Annotated in this window: 13 protein-coding genes and 1 riboswitch; of the genes, 6 read left to right on the top strand and 7 right to left on the bottom strand. The window is 73.5% G+C overall.

The window, feature by feature from the left end:
- Window positions 1-30: 30 nt before the first annotated feature.
- From ACH4J0_RS13155 to ACH4J0_RS13145, 3 genes are read right to left on the bottom strand one after another with little or no spacing between them, the layout of a single operon-like run.
- Window positions 31-2,265 carry an FtsX-like permease family protein gene (locus ACH4J0_RS13155; RefSeq protein WP_396239338.1) on the bottom strand — a complete coding sequence of 745 codons (2,235 nt, stop codon included), beginning with the start codon at window positions 2,263-2,265 and terminating at the stop codon, window positions 31-33.
- Window positions 2,262-2,948: an ABC transporter ATP-binding protein gene (locus tag ACH4J0_RS13150; protein WP_396239336.1), complete on the bottom strand. Its 687-nt coding sequence runs from the start codon at window positions 2,946-2,948 to the stop codon at window positions 2,262-2,264. Before ACH4J0_RS13150 ends, ACH4J0_RS13155 begins: the two co-directional genes overlap by 4 nt.
- Window positions 2,945-3,469 carry a PadR family transcriptional regulator gene (locus ACH4J0_RS13145; RefSeq protein WP_396239334.1) on the bottom strand — a complete coding sequence of 175 codons (525 nt, stop codon included), beginning with the start codon at window positions 3,467-3,469 and terminating at the stop codon, window positions 2,945-2,947. Before ACH4J0_RS13145 ends, ACH4J0_RS13150 begins: the two co-directional genes overlap by 4 nt.
- A gap of 360 nt (window positions 3,470-3,829) precedes the next feature.
- Here ACH4J0_RS13145 and ACH4J0_RS13140 point away from each other — a divergent pair, with 360 nt between their 5' ends.
- Window positions 3,830-4,486 (top strand): hypothetical protein, encoded by a 657-nt coding sequence (locus ACH4J0_RS13140; protein ID WP_396239332.1) that lies wholly within the window; start codon window positions 3,830-3,832, stop codon window positions 4,484-4,486.
- Between the two features lie 19 nt (window positions 4,487-4,505).
- Here ACH4J0_RS13140 and ACH4J0_RS13135 read toward each other — a convergent pair whose 3' ends face one another.
- From ACH4J0_RS13135 to ACH4J0_RS13125, 3 genes are all read right to left on the bottom strand, one after another.
- Window positions 4,506-5,183 carry a YoaK family protein gene (locus ACH4J0_RS13135; protein ID WP_396239330.1) on the bottom strand — a complete coding sequence of 226 codons (678 nt, stop codon included), beginning with the start codon at window positions 5,181-5,183 and terminating at the stop codon, window positions 4,506-4,508.
- A gap of 51 nt (window positions 5,184-5,234) precedes the next feature.
- Window positions 5,235-5,969, bottom strand: a complete 735-nt coding sequence (locus ACH4J0_RS13130) for an MgtC/SapB family protein (RefSeq protein ID WP_396239328.1) — start codon at window positions 5,967-5,969, stop codon at window positions 5,235-5,237.
- A 111-nt stretch (window positions 5,970-6,080) separates the two neighbouring features.
- Window positions 6,081-7,736, bottom strand: coding sequence for an NRAMP family divalent metal transporter (locus tag ACH4J0_RS13125; RefSeq protein WP_396239495.1), 1,656 nt, complete (start codon window positions 7,734-7,736; stop codon window positions 6,081-6,083).
- A 370-nt stretch (window positions 7,737-8,106) separates the two neighbouring features.
- Window positions 8,107-8,283, bottom strand: a riboswitch (M-box (ykoK) riboswitch).
- A gap of 139 nt (window positions 8,284-8,422) precedes the next feature.
- On the opposite strand from ACH4J0_RS13125, the gene ACH4J0_RS13120 reads away from it, so the two are divergent.
- The 5 genes from ACH4J0_RS13120 to ACH4J0_RS13100 all read left to right on the top strand — a co-directional run bounded on the left by ACH4J0_RS13120 (window position 8,423) and on the right by ACH4J0_RS13100 (window position 14,008).
- Window positions 8,423-9,223, top strand: coding sequence for an ABC transporter ATP-binding protein (locus ACH4J0_RS13120; protein ID WP_396239326.1), 801 nt, complete (start codon window positions 8,423-8,425; stop codon window positions 9,221-9,223).
- On the top strand, window positions 9,220-11,958 hold the full coding sequence (locus ACH4J0_RS13115; protein WP_396239324.1) for an FtsX-like permease family protein: 2,739 nt from the start codon (window positions 9,220-9,222) through the stop codon (window positions 11,956-11,958). The genes ACH4J0_RS13120 and ACH4J0_RS13115 overlap by 4 nt, the downstream gene beginning before the upstream one ends.
- 208 nt (window positions 11,959-12,166) lie before the next feature.
- Window positions 12,167-12,502 (top strand): BlaI/MecI/CopY family transcriptional regulator, encoded by a 336-nt coding sequence (locus tag ACH4J0_RS13110; protein WP_396239493.1) that lies wholly within the window; start codon window positions 12,167-12,169, stop codon window positions 12,500-12,502.
- Window positions 12,499-13,383, top strand: coding sequence for a M56 family metallopeptidase (locus ACH4J0_RS13105; protein ID WP_396239322.1), 885 nt, complete (start codon window positions 12,499-12,501; stop codon window positions 13,381-13,383). Before ACH4J0_RS13110 ends, ACH4J0_RS13105 begins: the two co-directional genes overlap by 4 nt.
- A gap of 295 nt (window positions 13,384-13,678) precedes the next feature.
- Complete coding sequence (locus ACH4J0_RS13100; protein WP_396239320.1) at window positions 13,679-14,008, top strand: DHCW motif cupin fold protein; 330 nt, start codon at window positions 13,679-13,681, stop codon at window positions 14,006-14,008.
- Between the two features lie 73 nt (window positions 14,009-14,081).
- Here ACH4J0_RS13100 and ACH4J0_RS13095 read toward each other — a convergent pair whose 3' ends face one another.
- Window positions 14,082-15,152 (bottom strand): NlpC/P60 family protein, encoded by a 1,071-nt coding sequence (locus tag ACH4J0_RS13095; protein WP_396239318.1) that lies wholly within the window; start codon window positions 15,150-15,152, stop codon window positions 14,082-14,084.
- Window positions 15,153-15,349 lie beyond the last annotated feature (197 nt).

The raw sequence follows: 15,349 nt of genomic DNA, 5'->3' as shown, positions 1-15,349 counted from the left end.
GCGACGGGGCGACCGACTCCCCGGAAGCACTCAGCCGTTGCGGGCCGACTCCGGTCCGGTGATCCGCCCCAGCAGCGGCAGGGTCGAGGCGATGATCGCGAGCGAGGCGGCCAGCCCGAAGCCGACCAGCCCGTAGTACGTCAGGTCCGGCGACACCAGGTCGTAGCCCATCTGCGCCTTGAGGAACATCGCCGCCGCGGCGAAGCCCGTCCCGATCGCGAGCGCCGAAACCGCCAGCAGTGGCAACGCGCTTTCCAGTCCGACCACCCCGCGCAGCAGCCGCAGGGGCGCGCCGGTCAGCCGCAGCATGGCGAACGGCCGTCGGCGGTCGGAGAGTCCGGCCACCACGCTCACCGCGAGGCTGCATCCGGCGATCGGCAGGGTGGTCAGCAGCACCACGTTCGCCAGCTGCCGCCAGCCCTGGAGCTTCTTCTGCCCCTCGGAGGCCCAGTCCTCGGCCAGCCGCGGCTCGTAGGTGGGGAACTCCGCCATGAACAGCGTCCGCAGTTGCTCCTTGGCCTCCCCGGATCCGTCGGTGGTCGCGTAGAGCATCCGCACCGGGAGCTTGGCCACCTCCGCCGCGGAGACCGCCGCGGCCGGCCACTCGTGCCCGCTGCCGTCCGTCAGGTCGAGCAGCTGGTAGGGATCGATCGCCGCGACCGCGGCTCCGGACGCGCAGTGGCCGACCACGGGGATCTGCGCGAGTTCCGCGCAGCTCACCAGGCTGGGCACCATCCGCCGCTCGCCCAGTTGGTACGCGCCGATCTTCTCCGGGTTGTCGTGGATCAGGGCGATCCCCTGGAACCCGGGGACGGCCCGAGCCCGTGCCAGCACTTGGTCGGACACGGAGGGCAGGGTGACCGCGTCCTCCTTGTTGCCGAACGGAACGTCCACGATCGCCTTGCGCACCTCGGGGGCGCCGTTCAGCATGCCCTGGTCGGCGTTGATGGTGCCCATGATGGCCAGGGTCCCGGTGGTCACGAACAGCGCCAGCACCAGGCCGGAGACCGATCGGAAGCCCGCCCGCGGGTCGTCCGAGAGGCGGCGCATCGCGATCAGCGAGGCCGGCCGGCTGGTCCGCCGGGCGACCGCCCGGGCGGTCGCCATGGTGAGCCACGGACCGGCGGTCATCAGGCCGAGCATCACCAGCACGAAGCCGGCCAGGTACGCCGCGGACTGTCCGTTGGTGGTCGCCGGCCTGCCGCCGACGAAGTAGCCGAGCTCGGCGAGACCGGCCACCAGCGGGGTCAGCCGCCAGGGGCTCGGCGGCTTCGGGGTGACCCGGCGGGAGACTCCGAGCGGCGAGACGGTGACCCGCCGCAGCGCGAACCGGGCGGCGAGCGCCGCCGCCAGCGGCACGCCCAGTACCGTCCCGGCGACCTGCGGCAGGGTCAGGCTCAGGTCGGAGGAGAAGAAGCGGTCGCCGGTGAACGGCACGTCGGCCACCACCGGTTTCAGCGCGAAGTACAGGCCGAAGCCGACCGCCGTACCGATCACCGCGGCCACGGTGGACTCCACGGCCGACATCACCGACACCTGTCCGGGCGTCGCACCCACCAGGCGCATCGCGGCGTACCGCTGCTCACGGGTGGCGGCGGACAGCCGGGTCGCCGTGCCGATGAAGATCAGCACCGGGAAGATCAGCGCGGCGGCCACCACGGTGAGCACCAGGACCATCCGGTCCCCGTGCACGCCCGCGCCGTAGCAGTCCTGCTCGCAGTTGTCGGGCAGCGCCGTGGCGAGGCTGGTGACGGCAGTGGCCCTCGGCAACGCCTTGACCTCCTCTGCGGTGCGGCCGACGACCAGCGCCAGGGTGTCCGGGGAGGGCAGCCCGTCGTCGCCGAGGGTCCCGGCGAGCCGCCCCGGGAAGCGGTCCGCGAGCTCGACGGCCGGGGTCGCGCGGATCAGCTCCTCCAGCGCGGGCGAGGCGTAGTACTCACCGGGCGCGGGCAGTCGGCTCAGGCCTGGCACCGCCGGCGGGTTCGGCCCGGTCGGGGCGAGGTCGGCCCGGAAGACGGTCCTCCCCCGGTAGTAGTCCACCCGGGCGCCCCACCAGAGCGGATCCGCCGAGCCGGCCGCCGTCGCGCCCTTGGCGCCCGTGTTCATCCAGACCTGCCGCTCGTTGGCACGGTCGATCGCGTTGACGCTGGAGAAGGCGGACAGCAGCAGTCCGACCCCGATCGCCACCGCCGCAGCGATCATCAGCAGCCGGGCCACGGCCTCCCGGCCGCCGCTGACGGCCAGTCGGAGCGAGAACGGGATCACGGGGCCACCGGCCCGGCGGAGAGCGTACGGGCCTGGCCGTCGCGGACGACCGCCTCGCGGTCGGCGTAGGCGGCGACCCTCGGCTCGTGGGTGACCAGGATGACGGTGGTGCCCTGCTCCCGGGCCGAGGTGACCATCAGCTCCATCACCTGTTCGCCGGTCAGCGAGTCCAGCGCGCCGGTCGGCTCGTCGGCGAACAGCACCTGCGGACGGGCCACCAAACCGCGTGCCAGCGCCACTCGTTGGGCCTGGCCGCCGGACAACTCGCCGGAGCGGCGCTGCTCCAGACCGTCCAGGCCGAGCCGGGCGAACCAGGGGCGGGCCTGGGCCAGCGCGGAGCCCCGGCGCACGCCGTTCAACAGCATCGGCAGGGCGACGTTCTCCTCGGCCGTCAACTCCGGCACCAGCTGGCCGAACTGGAAGACGAAACCGAACTGGTCGCGGCGCAGGGCGCTGCGCCGCGCCTCGCTCATGGAGTCCAGGCGCTGCCCGTTGAACAGCACCTCGCCGGAGTCCGGCACCAGGATGCCCGCCAGGCAGTGCAGTAACGTCGACTTGCCCGAGCCGCTGGGGCCCATGATGGCGAGCACCTCGCCGGCTCCGACGGACAGGCTGGCCCCGCGCAGGGCGGGCGTCTCGCCGAAGGCGAGGGCGAGGTCGCGGGCCTCGATCACGGGGGTCATGCGCGCACCTGCGCGGCGAGCGCGTCCAGCCGGGCGACGGTCAGGTCGATCCAGCGCAGGTCGGCCTCCAGGTGGAACAGGCCGTGGTCGGCGAGCAGGGCGTCCACCAGGGCACCGGTGCGGCGCAGTTCGGTGAGTTCGCGCATCCGGCGCAGGTGGGCGGCGCGCTGGCTGTCCAGGTACTGCTCGGCGTCGCGGCCCAGCATCAGGGCCAGCACCACCTTGGTGAACAGCACGGACTGGAGGTTGGGTTCTGGCGCGACCGGGTCCTGGAGCCAGGTCTCGAACTCGGTCGCCCCGGCCTCGGTGATGACATAGCGCTTGCGCTCGGGCCCGTCGCCGGGCTCGGCCTCACCGGCCATCACCTTGCCGTCGCGGGCCAGTCGGCCGAGGGTCGCGTACACCTGGCCGTACGGGAGGGGCTTGCCCCGGCCGAAGAGGGAGTCGTAGTCGCGCTTGAGGTCGTAGCCGTGGCTCGGCTCCCGCTCCAGCAGCCCGAGGAGGGTCAAAGGAACACTCATGGGGAGGACCATACACCAGGGATATACACCGAGTGTATACCTGCGAAGAACATGGCGCTGACCTGGCGGAACGTCAACTGGCCCCAGGGCGCGGGCAGGAGGCGGCCGCACGACCGCCCCCTGCTCCGCACCACCGGCCGGAACCCCCACGGTCCGACCGGGCCGACGCCGCGCCCAGGCACGGGGGACGCGACCGGATCCAGCCTGCCCTCACCCGGCCCGGCTGCCGAGGGCCGAACGTCCCGGATGACCAGGGCCGGCCGTGCCACGAGCGCGCACCACTCTTGTGCGAAGGGGCGATCGGGTGGAAATTGGGTGACGAAACCCCGTACGCGCCCGCGTCCTTGAGGAGAACTCAGCGTGTCCAGCACACCCCGCCCGGCCAGGCCCGCGTCGCTCCCGCGGCGAACCGGCCGCCAGCTGCGGCGGGCCTTCGGTGCCCGGCACGAACCGTTGGCCCGCCCCCTCGACCGGGCCCGCGCCCGTGCCTGGCTGCTCACCGTCGTCGGCGGCCTGCTCGCCGCAGCCCTCGCCGTCGGCGGCGCGCTGCTGCTCTACCGCGCCACCGCACCCCGGGCCGACGCCGACCGGGCCCGGCTGCACCAGGTCGACGCCGTGGTGACCGCCGTCGCGGAACACGGCGCCGTCACCGGCAGCCGCTTCTCCAGCGGCTACGAGAACCGGGTCGACGCCGAGGCCTCCTGGAGCTACCCCGGGACCACCCCGCACACCGGCATCGTCCAGGCCCCGCAGGCGGCCACCACCGGAACCGTCGTCCCCGTCTGGGTCGACTCCACCGGCAACGCCACCGATCCCCCGGTCAACCGCAGCGCCCTCGCCGTCTCCGCCGCCTGCACCGGCGCCGGCGCCCTCCTCACCCTGCTCGCCGTCCTCGCCTTCGCCCTGCGCCTGCGCCTGCAAGTCCTCGACCGCCGCGCCGAGGACGACTGGACCGCCGGCTGGGCCCACCTCGAACCGCTCTGGAGCGGCCGTGCCGGGAACCGCCTGGAGGACTGAGGGCCAAGCCCCGCCCGCCTCAGCGGCGCTGCGTCCAGGCCGGGGCCGGAGTCGACCTGGCGGCGTGACGGGTGAGGGCGGCAACGGCGACCAGCAGGGCGAAGGCCAGGGCCAGGGCGGCGGGAACAGAGGCGTGGAGGACGAGGACGGCGCCGAGCAGGGCGCCCGCGAACATCCAGACGGCCGAGGCGAAGCGGCGCGGGCCGGTGAAGTCGGCGGCCAGGGCGGTGAGGGTCATGGTGAGCACGGTGGTGGTGAGGTCGGGCACCTTGAGCGAGCGGACCACCGCGTTCTGGCCGCCCATGGCGAGGGCCAGCAGCCCGATCAGGGTGTAGCGGGCCGCCTCGGAGCTGTGGCCGACCGCGGCCGCCAGGAGGATGCTCACGGCGACGAACACCGACTGCACGGCCGCGGCGACGGTCAGCAGGCGGCCCCGGTGGCCGGGCAGGTGCCGGGCGAGGTGGCCACCGGCCAGGGCGCCGAGCAGGAAGGCGGCGAGGGCGGCCAGCGAGGCGGTGACGGACAGGCCGGGGGCGCCGGCCAGGGCGAAGCCGAGGAACACCACGTTGCCGGTCATGTTGGCGACGAAGACGTGTCCGAGCGTCAGGTAGCTGACCGCGTCCACCACTCCGGTGACCACGGTCAGCACCAGCAGCATCGGCACCAGCGGGCCGTGCTCGGGATCGACTTTCAGCATCGGGCCTCCGGAAGGTTCGTGTGACGGTCCGTCCGTTCTACACCAGCGCTCTCAGGCGAGCGCCGGGGTGCCCGGTTCGTCCGGCTCGTCGTCCAGGTGCCAGTGGAGGTCCCGTACGCCCGGCTCCAGGGACAGCCGGGTGACGACCTGTTCGAGGGCCGGGGCGACCTGACCGCTGATCGCCACGGTGGCCCGCAGGCTGGTGGCGTCGCCCTGCTCGGTGCGGCGGGCGCGCAGGCCAGTGGGGGCGAGGCCGGAGGCGGTCAGGGACTGGAGCAGCAGCGCGCGGATGTGGGTCTCGGACTTGCGGTCGCACTCGAGGTGGACGGTGGCCCGGGAGGTGGAGTCCGGGTCGCTGCCGGACTGCGGGGCCCGGTCGAGCAGTCGGCCGGCCGGGCGCAGCACCAGGTGGACGGCGAGCACGCCGAGGGTACCGAGGAGGGCCAGGTCCAGCTTGCCGGAGGCGGCCAGCACTCCGACGGCGGCCGAACACCACAGGGTGGCGGCGGTGTTGAGGCCGCGCACGCCGGCGCCGTCGCGCAGGATGACGCCACCGCCGAGGAAGCCGATGCCGGAGACGACGTAGGAGGCGACCCGGGTGGGGCTGCCGGTGTCGCCGACGGCCTCGCTGTACAGGACGAACAGGGTGGCGCCGGCGGCGACCAGGGCGTTGGTGCGCAGGCCGGCCATCCGGGCGCGCCACTGGCGTTCGACGCCGATCAGCGCGCCGCAGGCGACGCCGGTGGCGAGCCGGACCAGGAACTCGGCGGTGGTCAGGGTGTGCACGACGGCACCTCCTCGAAACGGTTCAGGGAAGTCGCGGGGACGCGGGCAAAAGGTACGGACGGGTGGTGAGCCGCTGCTCACCACCCGTCCGTACGGGCTGCGACCGGTGGTTCAGTGATTCAGCGCGGTCTGCACGATCTTGATGATGACCATGATCATCGCGATCAGCAGGTAGGCACGCAGGGCGCCCATCCCGACCTTGCGGGCGGTGGACATCACCGGACGGCTCAGCGTCTCCAACGCGGGCATCCGCCAGTCCTCGCGGCCGGTGCGGTCGATCGGGTCCTCCTTGGTGCCCCGGCGGCCGAAGAGGAAGAAGTACCCCGCGACCAGCACGCCCGCGACCCCGCAACCGGCCATGATCCACAGGATCGCGTCCGAGCTGATGCCCGGCCAGACCACCGAGGCGGTCAGGATCAGCGACAGCGTGACCAGCACGCCGACCACCGCCGAGGTGAAGGCGTTGGTCCTGGGACCGTTGACCCACGGGCCGAGCACGGCCTTGTCGTTGCAGAGCAGCAGCAGGAAGACCGTCGCGGAGGGCAGCAGCACCCCGGCCAGCACCTGGACGAACTGGGTCATCAGACCCTGCATGTAGTCGTTGGACAGCAGCGTGATCGCCGCCGCGACCACCACCAGGCCCGCGTAGACCGCGTAGAAGCCCTTGGCGCCCTTGACCCCGCGGTGCAGCGAGTGCTTGATGCCGAACACGTCGCCGATCGCGTAGGCGGTCGAGAGGGACACCGCGAAGGCGCCGATGATCGAGGCGTCCAGCAGCGCGATGGCGAACAGCACGCCCGCCAGGTGTCCGGCCTTGTCCTCGATGCCCTTCGCCACGGCGGCCGCGTCGGAGAACTGGCCGAAGCCGTCGGTGCCGGCGAAGGCGGCGGCGGTGAAGCCGATCATCGCGGCGGCGCCGACGATGACCACGACGATCCCGATCCACAGGTCGACCTTCTCGTACTTCATGAAACGCGGGGTGATCCGCTTGTCGATGACGTACGACTGCTGGAAGAACAGCTGCCAGGGGGCGACGGTGGTGCCGACGATCGAGATGATGACCAGCATCACGGCCGCGAGCTGGCCGGAGCCGCCGGGCATGACCGGCGTCACGAGGTCGTGGGCCATCTGCGAGGTCTTGGGGTGGACCATGAAGTAGATCGGCACCAGCAGCAGCGAGCCGACGCACAGCGTCACGGCGACCCGCTCGAAGCGCTGGAAGGAGCCGGTGAAGGCCGAGGCGATGATGATCGCCGCCGCCAGCACCACCGAGACCGCCTTCGGCAGGCCCAGGTACCCGGCCGCGAGGGTCACCCCGATGAACTCGGTGACCAGCGTCAGCGCGTTGAGCAGGAAGAGGTCGATGACGCTGAACGCGCCCCAGAACCTGCCGAACCGCTCCAGGATCAGCCGGGCGTGGCCGACGCCGGTGACGGCGCCCAGGCGCAGCACCATCTCCTGGTTGACGTACAGCACCGGAACCAGCATCAGCAGGGTCCACAGCAAGTGGGTGCCGTAGTTCTGGCCGGCCTGCCCGTAGGTGGAGAAGGCACCGGCGTCGTTGTCGCCGACCATGACGATCAGGCCGGGACCGATGATCGCCAGCAGGGTCTTCAGCCGGGCGGAGAGCCCGCTGCGGGGGGTGGTGTCGTCGAGCCGGATGGTGCCGAGCGCGCCCTTGATGTCGCCGACGTGGGCGTCGTCGAGCACGGCGGACTGGGCGGCGGCGGGAGCGGTGGGGACCGTGGGAACCTTCGGGTCCAGCATCACGTTGGTCATGACGGGGCCTCTCTGCCCTCTACCTTGAGAGGGCGACAGGGGGCGCGCAGCAGCGATCCTCCCTGCGGGCGCACGACGTCCGCTCCGTACGGCGACGCTGAGCGGCGGCGGCCGTGCGGGCATGACGGAGCGTCAGGCGACTTCTGTCCGGGCATGGTTGAGCGCAGGACGAAGCGCCGGATGGACGCGCAGGGAAGGTTGTTACCGCGTGCCGGAGGTGTTCGAGAGCATGCGGGGGTAGGGGCTACTGTGGCCCGGACTATTGCAGTCCATGTCTCTCGCCTCCTCCCGGTCGGGGGCGCACCGTCCGTGCGCCGCGTCGCGACACGGCAAGGAGCACACCGGTCGACGAGGGACCGGTACACCCCAACTCGTCAGAGCTTTGGCACTCCACGGCGTGTCCAGCCGGATCGGCCGGAAGCCACTTGGGGTCAACCCTTAACTCGGGAAGACCTGTCCTGAACCTGGGCGTCTCTCGACGTCGTCGGGTCAGTGGCCTGTGTCCGTGAAGACGCCTCACCGAACGAGGTGCCTTTTCAAACCTCCCAAAGCATAGACCCGCCGGATCCACCCGGCGTCACCTTTTCGGCTGATCTTCGACAGCTTTGTAGAACCTTGACCAAAACCCCGGCCGGCTTGTGCATCCGCTCCCGGCATATATAGTTCACCGACATATGCAGCTGAACAGCTCACGAGGGGGAACTGTGTCCCACATCGATCCGAGCCGGCCCGCACCCGTCCTGCAGCTGGCCGGGGTCTCCCGGGTGCACGGGCGCGGCGCCGCCGAGGTGCACGCCCTGCGCGGCGTCGACCTGACCGTCCACGCGGGCGAGTTCGTCGCCGTGATGGGGCCGTCCGGCTCCGGGAAGTCGACCCTGCTGACCCTGGCCGGCGGGCTCGACCTGCCCAGCGACGGCCAGGTGCTGGTCGAGGGCGTGACCCTCGGCGGCCTCAGCCGGGGCAAGCTCGCCGACCTGCGGCGGCGCTCCGTCGGGTACGTCTTCCAGGACTACAACCTGATCCCGGCGCTCACCGCCGCCGAGAACATCGCCCTGCCACGCGAACTCGACGGCGTCTCCGGCCGCACCGCCCGCCGCGAAGCCCTCGCCGCCCTGGAGGAGCTGGGCATCGGCGAACTCGCCGACCGCTTCCCCGACGACATGTCCGGCGGCCAGCAGCAGCGCGTCGCCATCGCCCGGGCCCTGATCGGTGAGCGCCGGCTGGTCCTCGCCGACGAGCCGACCGGCGCGCTCGACTCCGCCACCGGCGACGCCGTGCTCGCCGTGCTGCGCGCCCGCTGCGACGCTGGGGCGGCCGCCATGATGGTCACCCACGAGGCCGCGCACGCCAGTTGGGCGGACCGAGTGGTCCACCTGCGGGACGGCGCGGTCGCCTCGGAGAGCAGCGGGCGCCGCTCCGGCGGCTGCCAGGCCGCCGTCCACCGCCCCAACTCCCTTGACGAGGTGGCCCGGTGAGGTTCGGAGCGTGGAAGGTCGCGCTGCGGGTCGCCCGGCGCGACGCCTTGCGGGCCAAGGGGCGCAGCGCCCTGATCCTGGCCATGGTGGCACTGCCCGTCCTCGGGGTCACCGGCGCCGACGTGGTCCACCGCAGCGGCCAACTGACCCCGGCCGAGCGGGTCGAGCGGGTGGTGGGCGGTGCGGACGCGCTGGTCACCGCGCTCAGCCCGGGCCAGAGCGTCGAACAGGCCCCGGTCGCCGAGGACGGCGCCTTCGCCGTGCAGCCCCGCCCCGGCCAGCAGCCGACGCCCGAGCAGGTGAAGGCCGTCGGCACCGACCCGGCCGCCCTGGTCGGCTCGCTGCTGCCGCCCGGCAGCACGCTCACCCCGGCGCGGCCGGGACCGGAGACCGGCGCGACCTCGCCCGAGGGCCTGGTCCGCACCCTCACCACCGAGGCCGACCTCGGCGACCCGGTCTGGCGCGGCCGGCTGAACCTGGTCAAGGGCCGCGCCCCGAGCGCCCCGCACGAACTGGCCGCCACCCAGGCCTTCCTGGACCACTCCGGGCTCCCGCTCGGCGGAACCACCACCGTCCAGGGGCTGGAGCAGACCACCTTCACCATCACCGGTGTGGTGGAGCACCCCGACGAGCTCGGCCGGGTCGAACTCGTCGCCAGGCCGGGTGAATTGCTCGACCCGCTGGCCGCCGCCACGGAGCCCGGGCGCCCCGCCGCCGAGCAGGCGCGGACCGGGCACCCCTCCTGGCTGGTGCACCTGCCGGGCGGGGCCGGCCTCGACTGGGCGAAGGTCCAGCTCTTCAACGCCCACGGCTACACCCTCACCGCGCGCTCGGTCGCGCTCGACCCGCCGCCTTACGGGGCCGTCCCCTACTACCGGGACTCCGCCACCTACCGCGACCCCGCCATCGGCAACAGCACCAAGGTCGTGGTCGCCACCGTGACCGGGATGGCGCTGCTGGAGGTCGCCCTGCTCGCCGGGCCCGCCTTCGCGGTCGGCGCCCGCCGCTCCCGCCGCCAGCTCGCCCTGCTGGGCGCCGCCGGTGGCCGGCGCTCGCACATCGGCGCGGTGGTGCTCGGCGGCGGCCTGGTGCTCGGCCTGGCCGGGGCGGCGCTCGGCGTGGCCGTCGGCACCGGGCTGGTCGCGGGGCTGCGGCCGGTGATCGAGGAGGTCGGCGGAGCGCGCTTCGGGCACTTCGCACTGCCGCCGCTGGACCTGCTGGCGATCGCCGGGATCGGCCTGCTCACCGCGCTGCTCGCGGCCGCGCTGCCGGCCTGGCAGGCCGCCCGGCGCAGCGTCACCGCCGGGCTCACCGGGCGGGACGCCGTCCGGGCGCCCAACCGCCTGGTCACCGTGCTCGGCGTGGCGCTGATCCTCGGCGGCGGCGCGATCGCGATGTACGGCGCGGGCGCGGTGCAGCGCGGCCTGCCCGTGGTGAGCACCTACGACGCCCGTACGCTCACCGTGCTCGGCGGCTCGATCACCGCCGAACTCGGCCTGCTCGCCTGCACCCCGGTGCTGGTCGCGCTGTTCGGCCGGCTCGCCGGACGGCTCCCGCTCGGCCCCCGGCTTGCGCTGCGGGACTCCGCCCGCAACCGCTCGCGCACCGCGCCGGCCGTCGCCGCGGTGATGGCCGCGGTGGCCGGAGCCGTCGCCATCGGGGTGTACAGCACCAGCACCGACGCCGAGAACCGGCGCGACTACCGGCCGCAGGCCCCGTACGGCGCCGTCCAGCTGATCAGCCACAACGACGGGCCGAAGGCCTCCCAGCTGCCGGCCGAGGTGGAGAAGCAGCTGACCGGGCTCGGCCCGCGGGCCGACGTCGGCCAGCTGGTCTACCGGTTCTGCGACAACTGCTCCAGCACCGTCGTGCTCAAGGGCCCGGCCGAACCGCGTCGGCTCGCCGACCCGCCGCACGTCGCCACCGGGGACGTCACCGTGCTGCACAACCTGTTCGACGTCCGCGACCGGCAGGCCGAACAGGCTCTGGCAGCAGATAAGTTGCTGGTCTTCGACCGCTCGCTGATCGGTGCCGACGGCAAGGCCGTGATGCTGCTGCGCGGGGGCGGCGGCGCGCCGCTGCAGCCCGGGCAGACCCCCAAGCCCGACCTCCAGGAAGTCCCGGTGGACGCGGTGCTGGTCGACGACCCCGACGCCGCCCGCTTCGCCCAGGGGCTGCTGCCGACCACCGCGCTGACCAGGCTCGGCCTCGCCGCGGCGCCCCAGGGCGCGGTGTGGCGGCCGGCCACCCCGCCCGACCGCAAGGCGCAGCAGCGGGCCGCGGCCGCCGCCGTCCGGCTGGACCACCACGCCGAGCTGACCGTCGAGCGCGGCTACCAGCCCAGGAGCGACGCGATCACCCTCGCGCTCAGCGGCTTCGCCGGACTGGTCGTGCTCGGCGCGGCCGGTATCGCCACCGGGCTCGCGGCCGCCGACTCCCGGCAGGACCAGGCCACCCTGGCGGCCGTCGGCGCACCGCCGCGGATCCGCCGGACCATGGCGGGCCTGCAGTGCGCGCTGATCGCCCTGCTCGGGGCGGTGCTCGGAGCCGCCAACGGGTTCGTCCCGGCGGTGGGGCTGCTGAAGTCCCGGGCCAGTGGGTCCTCGCAGCCGGCGCTGATCACCGCGCCCTGGGGGGAGCTGCTGCTGGTCGTGCTGGTGCTGCCGGTGGTGGCGGGGCTGCTCGCGGCACTGTTCACCCGCTCCCGGGTGGCGCTGGGGCGGCGGCTGTCCTGATCACCGTTTGACCACGTGAGGCACTCCTTGCGCACCCCCTGAGCACCGCCCGGACTCCGTGGGCGCCCGTTCCCGTCACCCGGGGGCGGGCGCCCGGCGCTCGCCGTAGCATGGGCCGCGTTCCAGCGGGCGAAGGGCGCCGGCGAACGGTTCGGTGAGGGAGACGAGGGCGGTGCTACGGGGTTTCGGCGATCTCGAGGCCGAGATCATGGACCGGCTCTGGTCCTGGGGCCGTCCGGCCACGGTGCGCGAGGTCGTCGACGACCTCCAGCAGCAGCGGGCGGTCGCGTACACCACCGTCACGACCGTCGCGGACATCCTGCACACCAAGGGCTGGCTGCGCCGGGCCAAGGTCGGCCGCGCCTGGGTGTACGAGCCGACCTGCACCCGGGGGGCCTACACCGCCCAGCTGATGCACCAGGCGCTGGAGACCAGTCCGGACCGGACCGGCGCACTGCTGCACTTCGTCGACCGGATCAGCGGGGACGAGGCGTCCGCGCTGATCGCCGCCCTCGAACAGGTGAAGGCCCGGGACGCCGAGTGACGCTCGCCCTGCTCGGCCTCCACCTGGCCGTGACCGGCGTGCTGCTGCCCCGCCGACTGGCCGGCTCCGCCCGGCTCCAGGCGCGTCCCGCTCTCGGCGCGACCCTGTGGCTCGCGCTGATGGCCTCCTTCACCGTCGCCCTGGTGCTCGCCGGGCACCACGCGATCGAACCCGCCGCGCACGAGCCGGCCGGGCTGATCGGTCTGCTCCCCCACCTCGAACCGGCCCGGCCGGTGCTGCCCCATACCCACGACTGGTGGCTGCTGGCCACGGCCGGGGCGGTGCTCGCCGCGCTGGTTGCGGCCGTCGGCGTCCGGGCCGGGCGGGCCCGGCGGCGGCACCGGGCGGTGCTGGACGTGGTCGCCGTACGGGACCGGCGCTGGGGCGCGCTGGTGCTGGAGCACGCCCACCCGACCGTCTACTGCCTGCCCGGGCGCCGCTCCCGGGTGGTGCTGTCGCGCGGAGCGCTGCGGTTGCTGGACGAGCGGCAGCTGGCCGCGGCCGTCGCGCACGAGCGCGGGCACATCCGCGGCCGCCACCACCTGTTCCGGCTGCCCGTCGACACCTTCGCGCTGCTGTTCGGACCGCTGCCGCTGGCCCGGCTGGGGCGTTCGGAGGTCGCGCTGCTGCTGGAGATGGCGGCCGACGACGCGGCGCTGGCGGAGGTGTCCCGGGGCGAACTGGCCTCGGCACTCTGCGCGTTGGCCACCTCCGGGGCGACTCCGGGCGGGTCGCTCGGAGTCGCCTCCACCGGGGTGCTCGCCCGGGTCCGCCGGCTGGCCCGGCCGGGCAGCGGCCGACGGCGCCGACTCACCTGGTGGATCGGGCTGTCGACGCTGCCCGCGCTGCCGTACCTGCTGGCCTGCGCGCCGCACCCGTGACTGCCAGGTCGGAACCGGTCGGAACCGGCCGGCATACCGGCACCTACCGGTGCCGCAGGTACGCCGCCGCGCGCTCGCGCAGCCGGTCGTGCAGGCCGTCGTAGGCGCGGGCCCGGCCCAGCACGCTCTTCGGCAGCTTGGCGACCATCGTGTAGTTGGTGTCGCAGACGTTCGCGGCCGGGGCCAGGCCTGCCTGGCAACCGGGCCGCGGGGCCCTTCAAGGGTAGGGGCCGAACCGGCGGGCGACGCCGTAATTCACGGGCCCCGCCCGTGACCTGGCGGTTAGGGTGCCCGCATGGATCTCACCGGTTTCCCCTTCACCGCCACCGACTGGAGCCAGGTCAGCGAGGACCGCAAACCGGGCGAGAGCGGTGAGGTGACCAGTCGCGTGCAGCACTTCGGCGGCGTCCGGGTCCGCCGGGTGGACTACAGCCCCGGGTACGTCGCCGACCACTGGTGCCGCAAGGGGCACGTGCTGTACGTCCTGGAGGGCGAGCTCGTCACCACGCTCGACGACGGCCGCGTCGTGGTCACCGGCCGGGGCGGCAGCTACCAGGTGGCCGACGACGCCGAGGCCCACCGCTCCAGCGCGCCGAACGGCGCCAGCCTGCTGATCGTCGACTGACGGGCGCTCCGGTCGTCGGCTGACGACGGTCCGGCGGGCGGCTGACGCACGGTCGGCCGCCCGCCGGCGGTGACTACGGCCGGACGGCGCCCACGTACGGCATGGCGTCGATGGGGAGGACCTCGACGTTCTTGCCGGTGCGCGGGGCGTGGATCATCTTGCCGTCGCCGATGTAGATGCCGACGTGGTGGATGTCGCCGTAGAAGAAGACGAGGTCGCCGGGCTGGAGGTCGGCACGGGCGACGCGCGGGCCGTCGTTCCACTGGTCCTGGGACATCCGGGAGAGCTTGAGACCGGCCGCGCGGTAGGCGGCGCCGGTGAGACCGGAGCAGTCGAAGCTGTTGGGACCGGTGGCGCTCCACTGGTAGGGCTTGCCCAGCTGGGCGTACGCGAACTGGACGATGGTGGCGGCGCGGCCACTGGCGGGCGGGGCCGGGGCGTTCAGGTCCTGGCGGGCCGAGGAGCGGGAGGCGCGGTCCGCGGCGGCCGCCTGCTGGGCCTCGGCCTTGGCCTTGTCGGCGGCCTGCTGGGCGTTGACCTTGGCGCGGTCCTCGGCGCTCAGCTTGTTGAGCACGGCCTGCGCCTGGGACAGCTTGGTCTGGATCTGCTGCTTCTTCGCCGCCAGTTCGGTGCCGACCGAGTCGAGCTGGGCGAGCGTGGCGGTGGCCTCGGCGCGGTCCTGGTCGAGCTTGCGCTGCTCGTCCTGGGCCTGCTTGAGCAGGGCCGTCTGACCGTCGGTGACCTGGTTCTGCACCGCGGCGCGCTCCAGGTAGGCGGCCGGGTCGGAGTCCAGCATCAGCTGGACGGACGGGTCGATGCCGTTGTTGCGGTACTGGTCGGCGGCGACCGCGCCGAGCCGGGTGCGCAGCTCGTTCATCGTCTCCTGGCCGCGGGCGACCTTCTCCTGGATCTTGTTGGCCTCGCCCTGGAGCTTCTGCTGCTTGTCCTGGAAGCCGTTGTACTGCTCGATGGCCTGCTCGGCCTCCTCGTTGAGCTTGTCCACCTGCTCCTTGACGGAGGCCAGGGTCGGGGTCGGCTCGGCGTGGGCGGTGCCGGCGGCGAGCACCGCGCCGCCGGCCATCGCCGTGGTGAGGACCGCCATGCGGGCCCGGCTCGGGGGACTGGGCTTGCGGCGCTTTCCCATCGCGGTGGGCTCCTTCGAGGGGCTTCGGACGGCGTCGGGGGACGGCATCGGACAGCGTCGGGGGACGACGAAGGCGGGCGGGGACGTACGGGGGATGCCGTCCCCGCCCGCCTTCTTCGAAGTAACTTAATAGATGAGTGGCGGAGTTCCGCAATCCCCCTCCCCGCACTCCCGTCGGCACCCGCCCGGCGCCGCCG

Origin of the sequence: Kitasatospora sp. NPDC017646 (assembly GCF_044329365.1) — a bacterium.
GTDB lineage: Bacteria > Actinomycetota > Actinomycetes > Streptomycetales > Streptomycetaceae > Kitasatospora.
Note: the sequence above shows the minus strand (reverse complement) of the source record. Positions and strands in the feature narration are given on the sequence as shown.

Coding starts and splice junctions, on each gene's coding strand:
- ACH4J0_RS13150 (WP_396239336.1), bottom strand. CDS start 2,948: ATGACCCCCGTGATCGAGGCCCGCGACCTCGCCCTCGCCTTCGGCGAG.
- ACH4J0_RS13145 (WP_396239334.1), bottom strand. CDS start 3,469: ATGAGTGTTCCTTTGACCCTCCTCGGGCTGCTGGAGCGGGAGCCGAGC.
- ACH4J0_RS13095 (WP_396239318.1), bottom strand. CDS start 15,152: ATGGGAAAGCGCCGCAAGCCCAGTCCCCCGAGCCGGGCCCGCATGGCG.
- ACH4J0_RS13100 (WP_396239320.1), top strand. CDS start 13,679: ATGGATCTCACCGGTTTCCCCTTCACCGCCACCGACTGGAGCCAGGTC.
- ACH4J0_RS13135 (WP_396239330.1), bottom strand. CDS start 5,183: ATGCTGAAAGTCGATCCCGAGCACGGCCCGCTGGTGCCGATGCTGCTG.
- ACH4J0_RS13120 (WP_396239326.1), top strand. CDS start 8,423: ATGCAGCTGAACAGCTCACGAGGGGGAACTGTGTCCCACATCGATCCG.
- ACH4J0_RS13125 (WP_396239495.1), bottom strand. CDS start 7,736: ATGCTGGACCCGAAGGTTCCCACGGTCCCCACCGCTCCCGCCGCCGCC.
- ACH4J0_RS13110 (WP_396239493.1), top strand. CDS start 12,167: ATGGACCGGCTCTGGTCCTGGGGCCGTCCGGCCACGGTGCGCGAGGTC.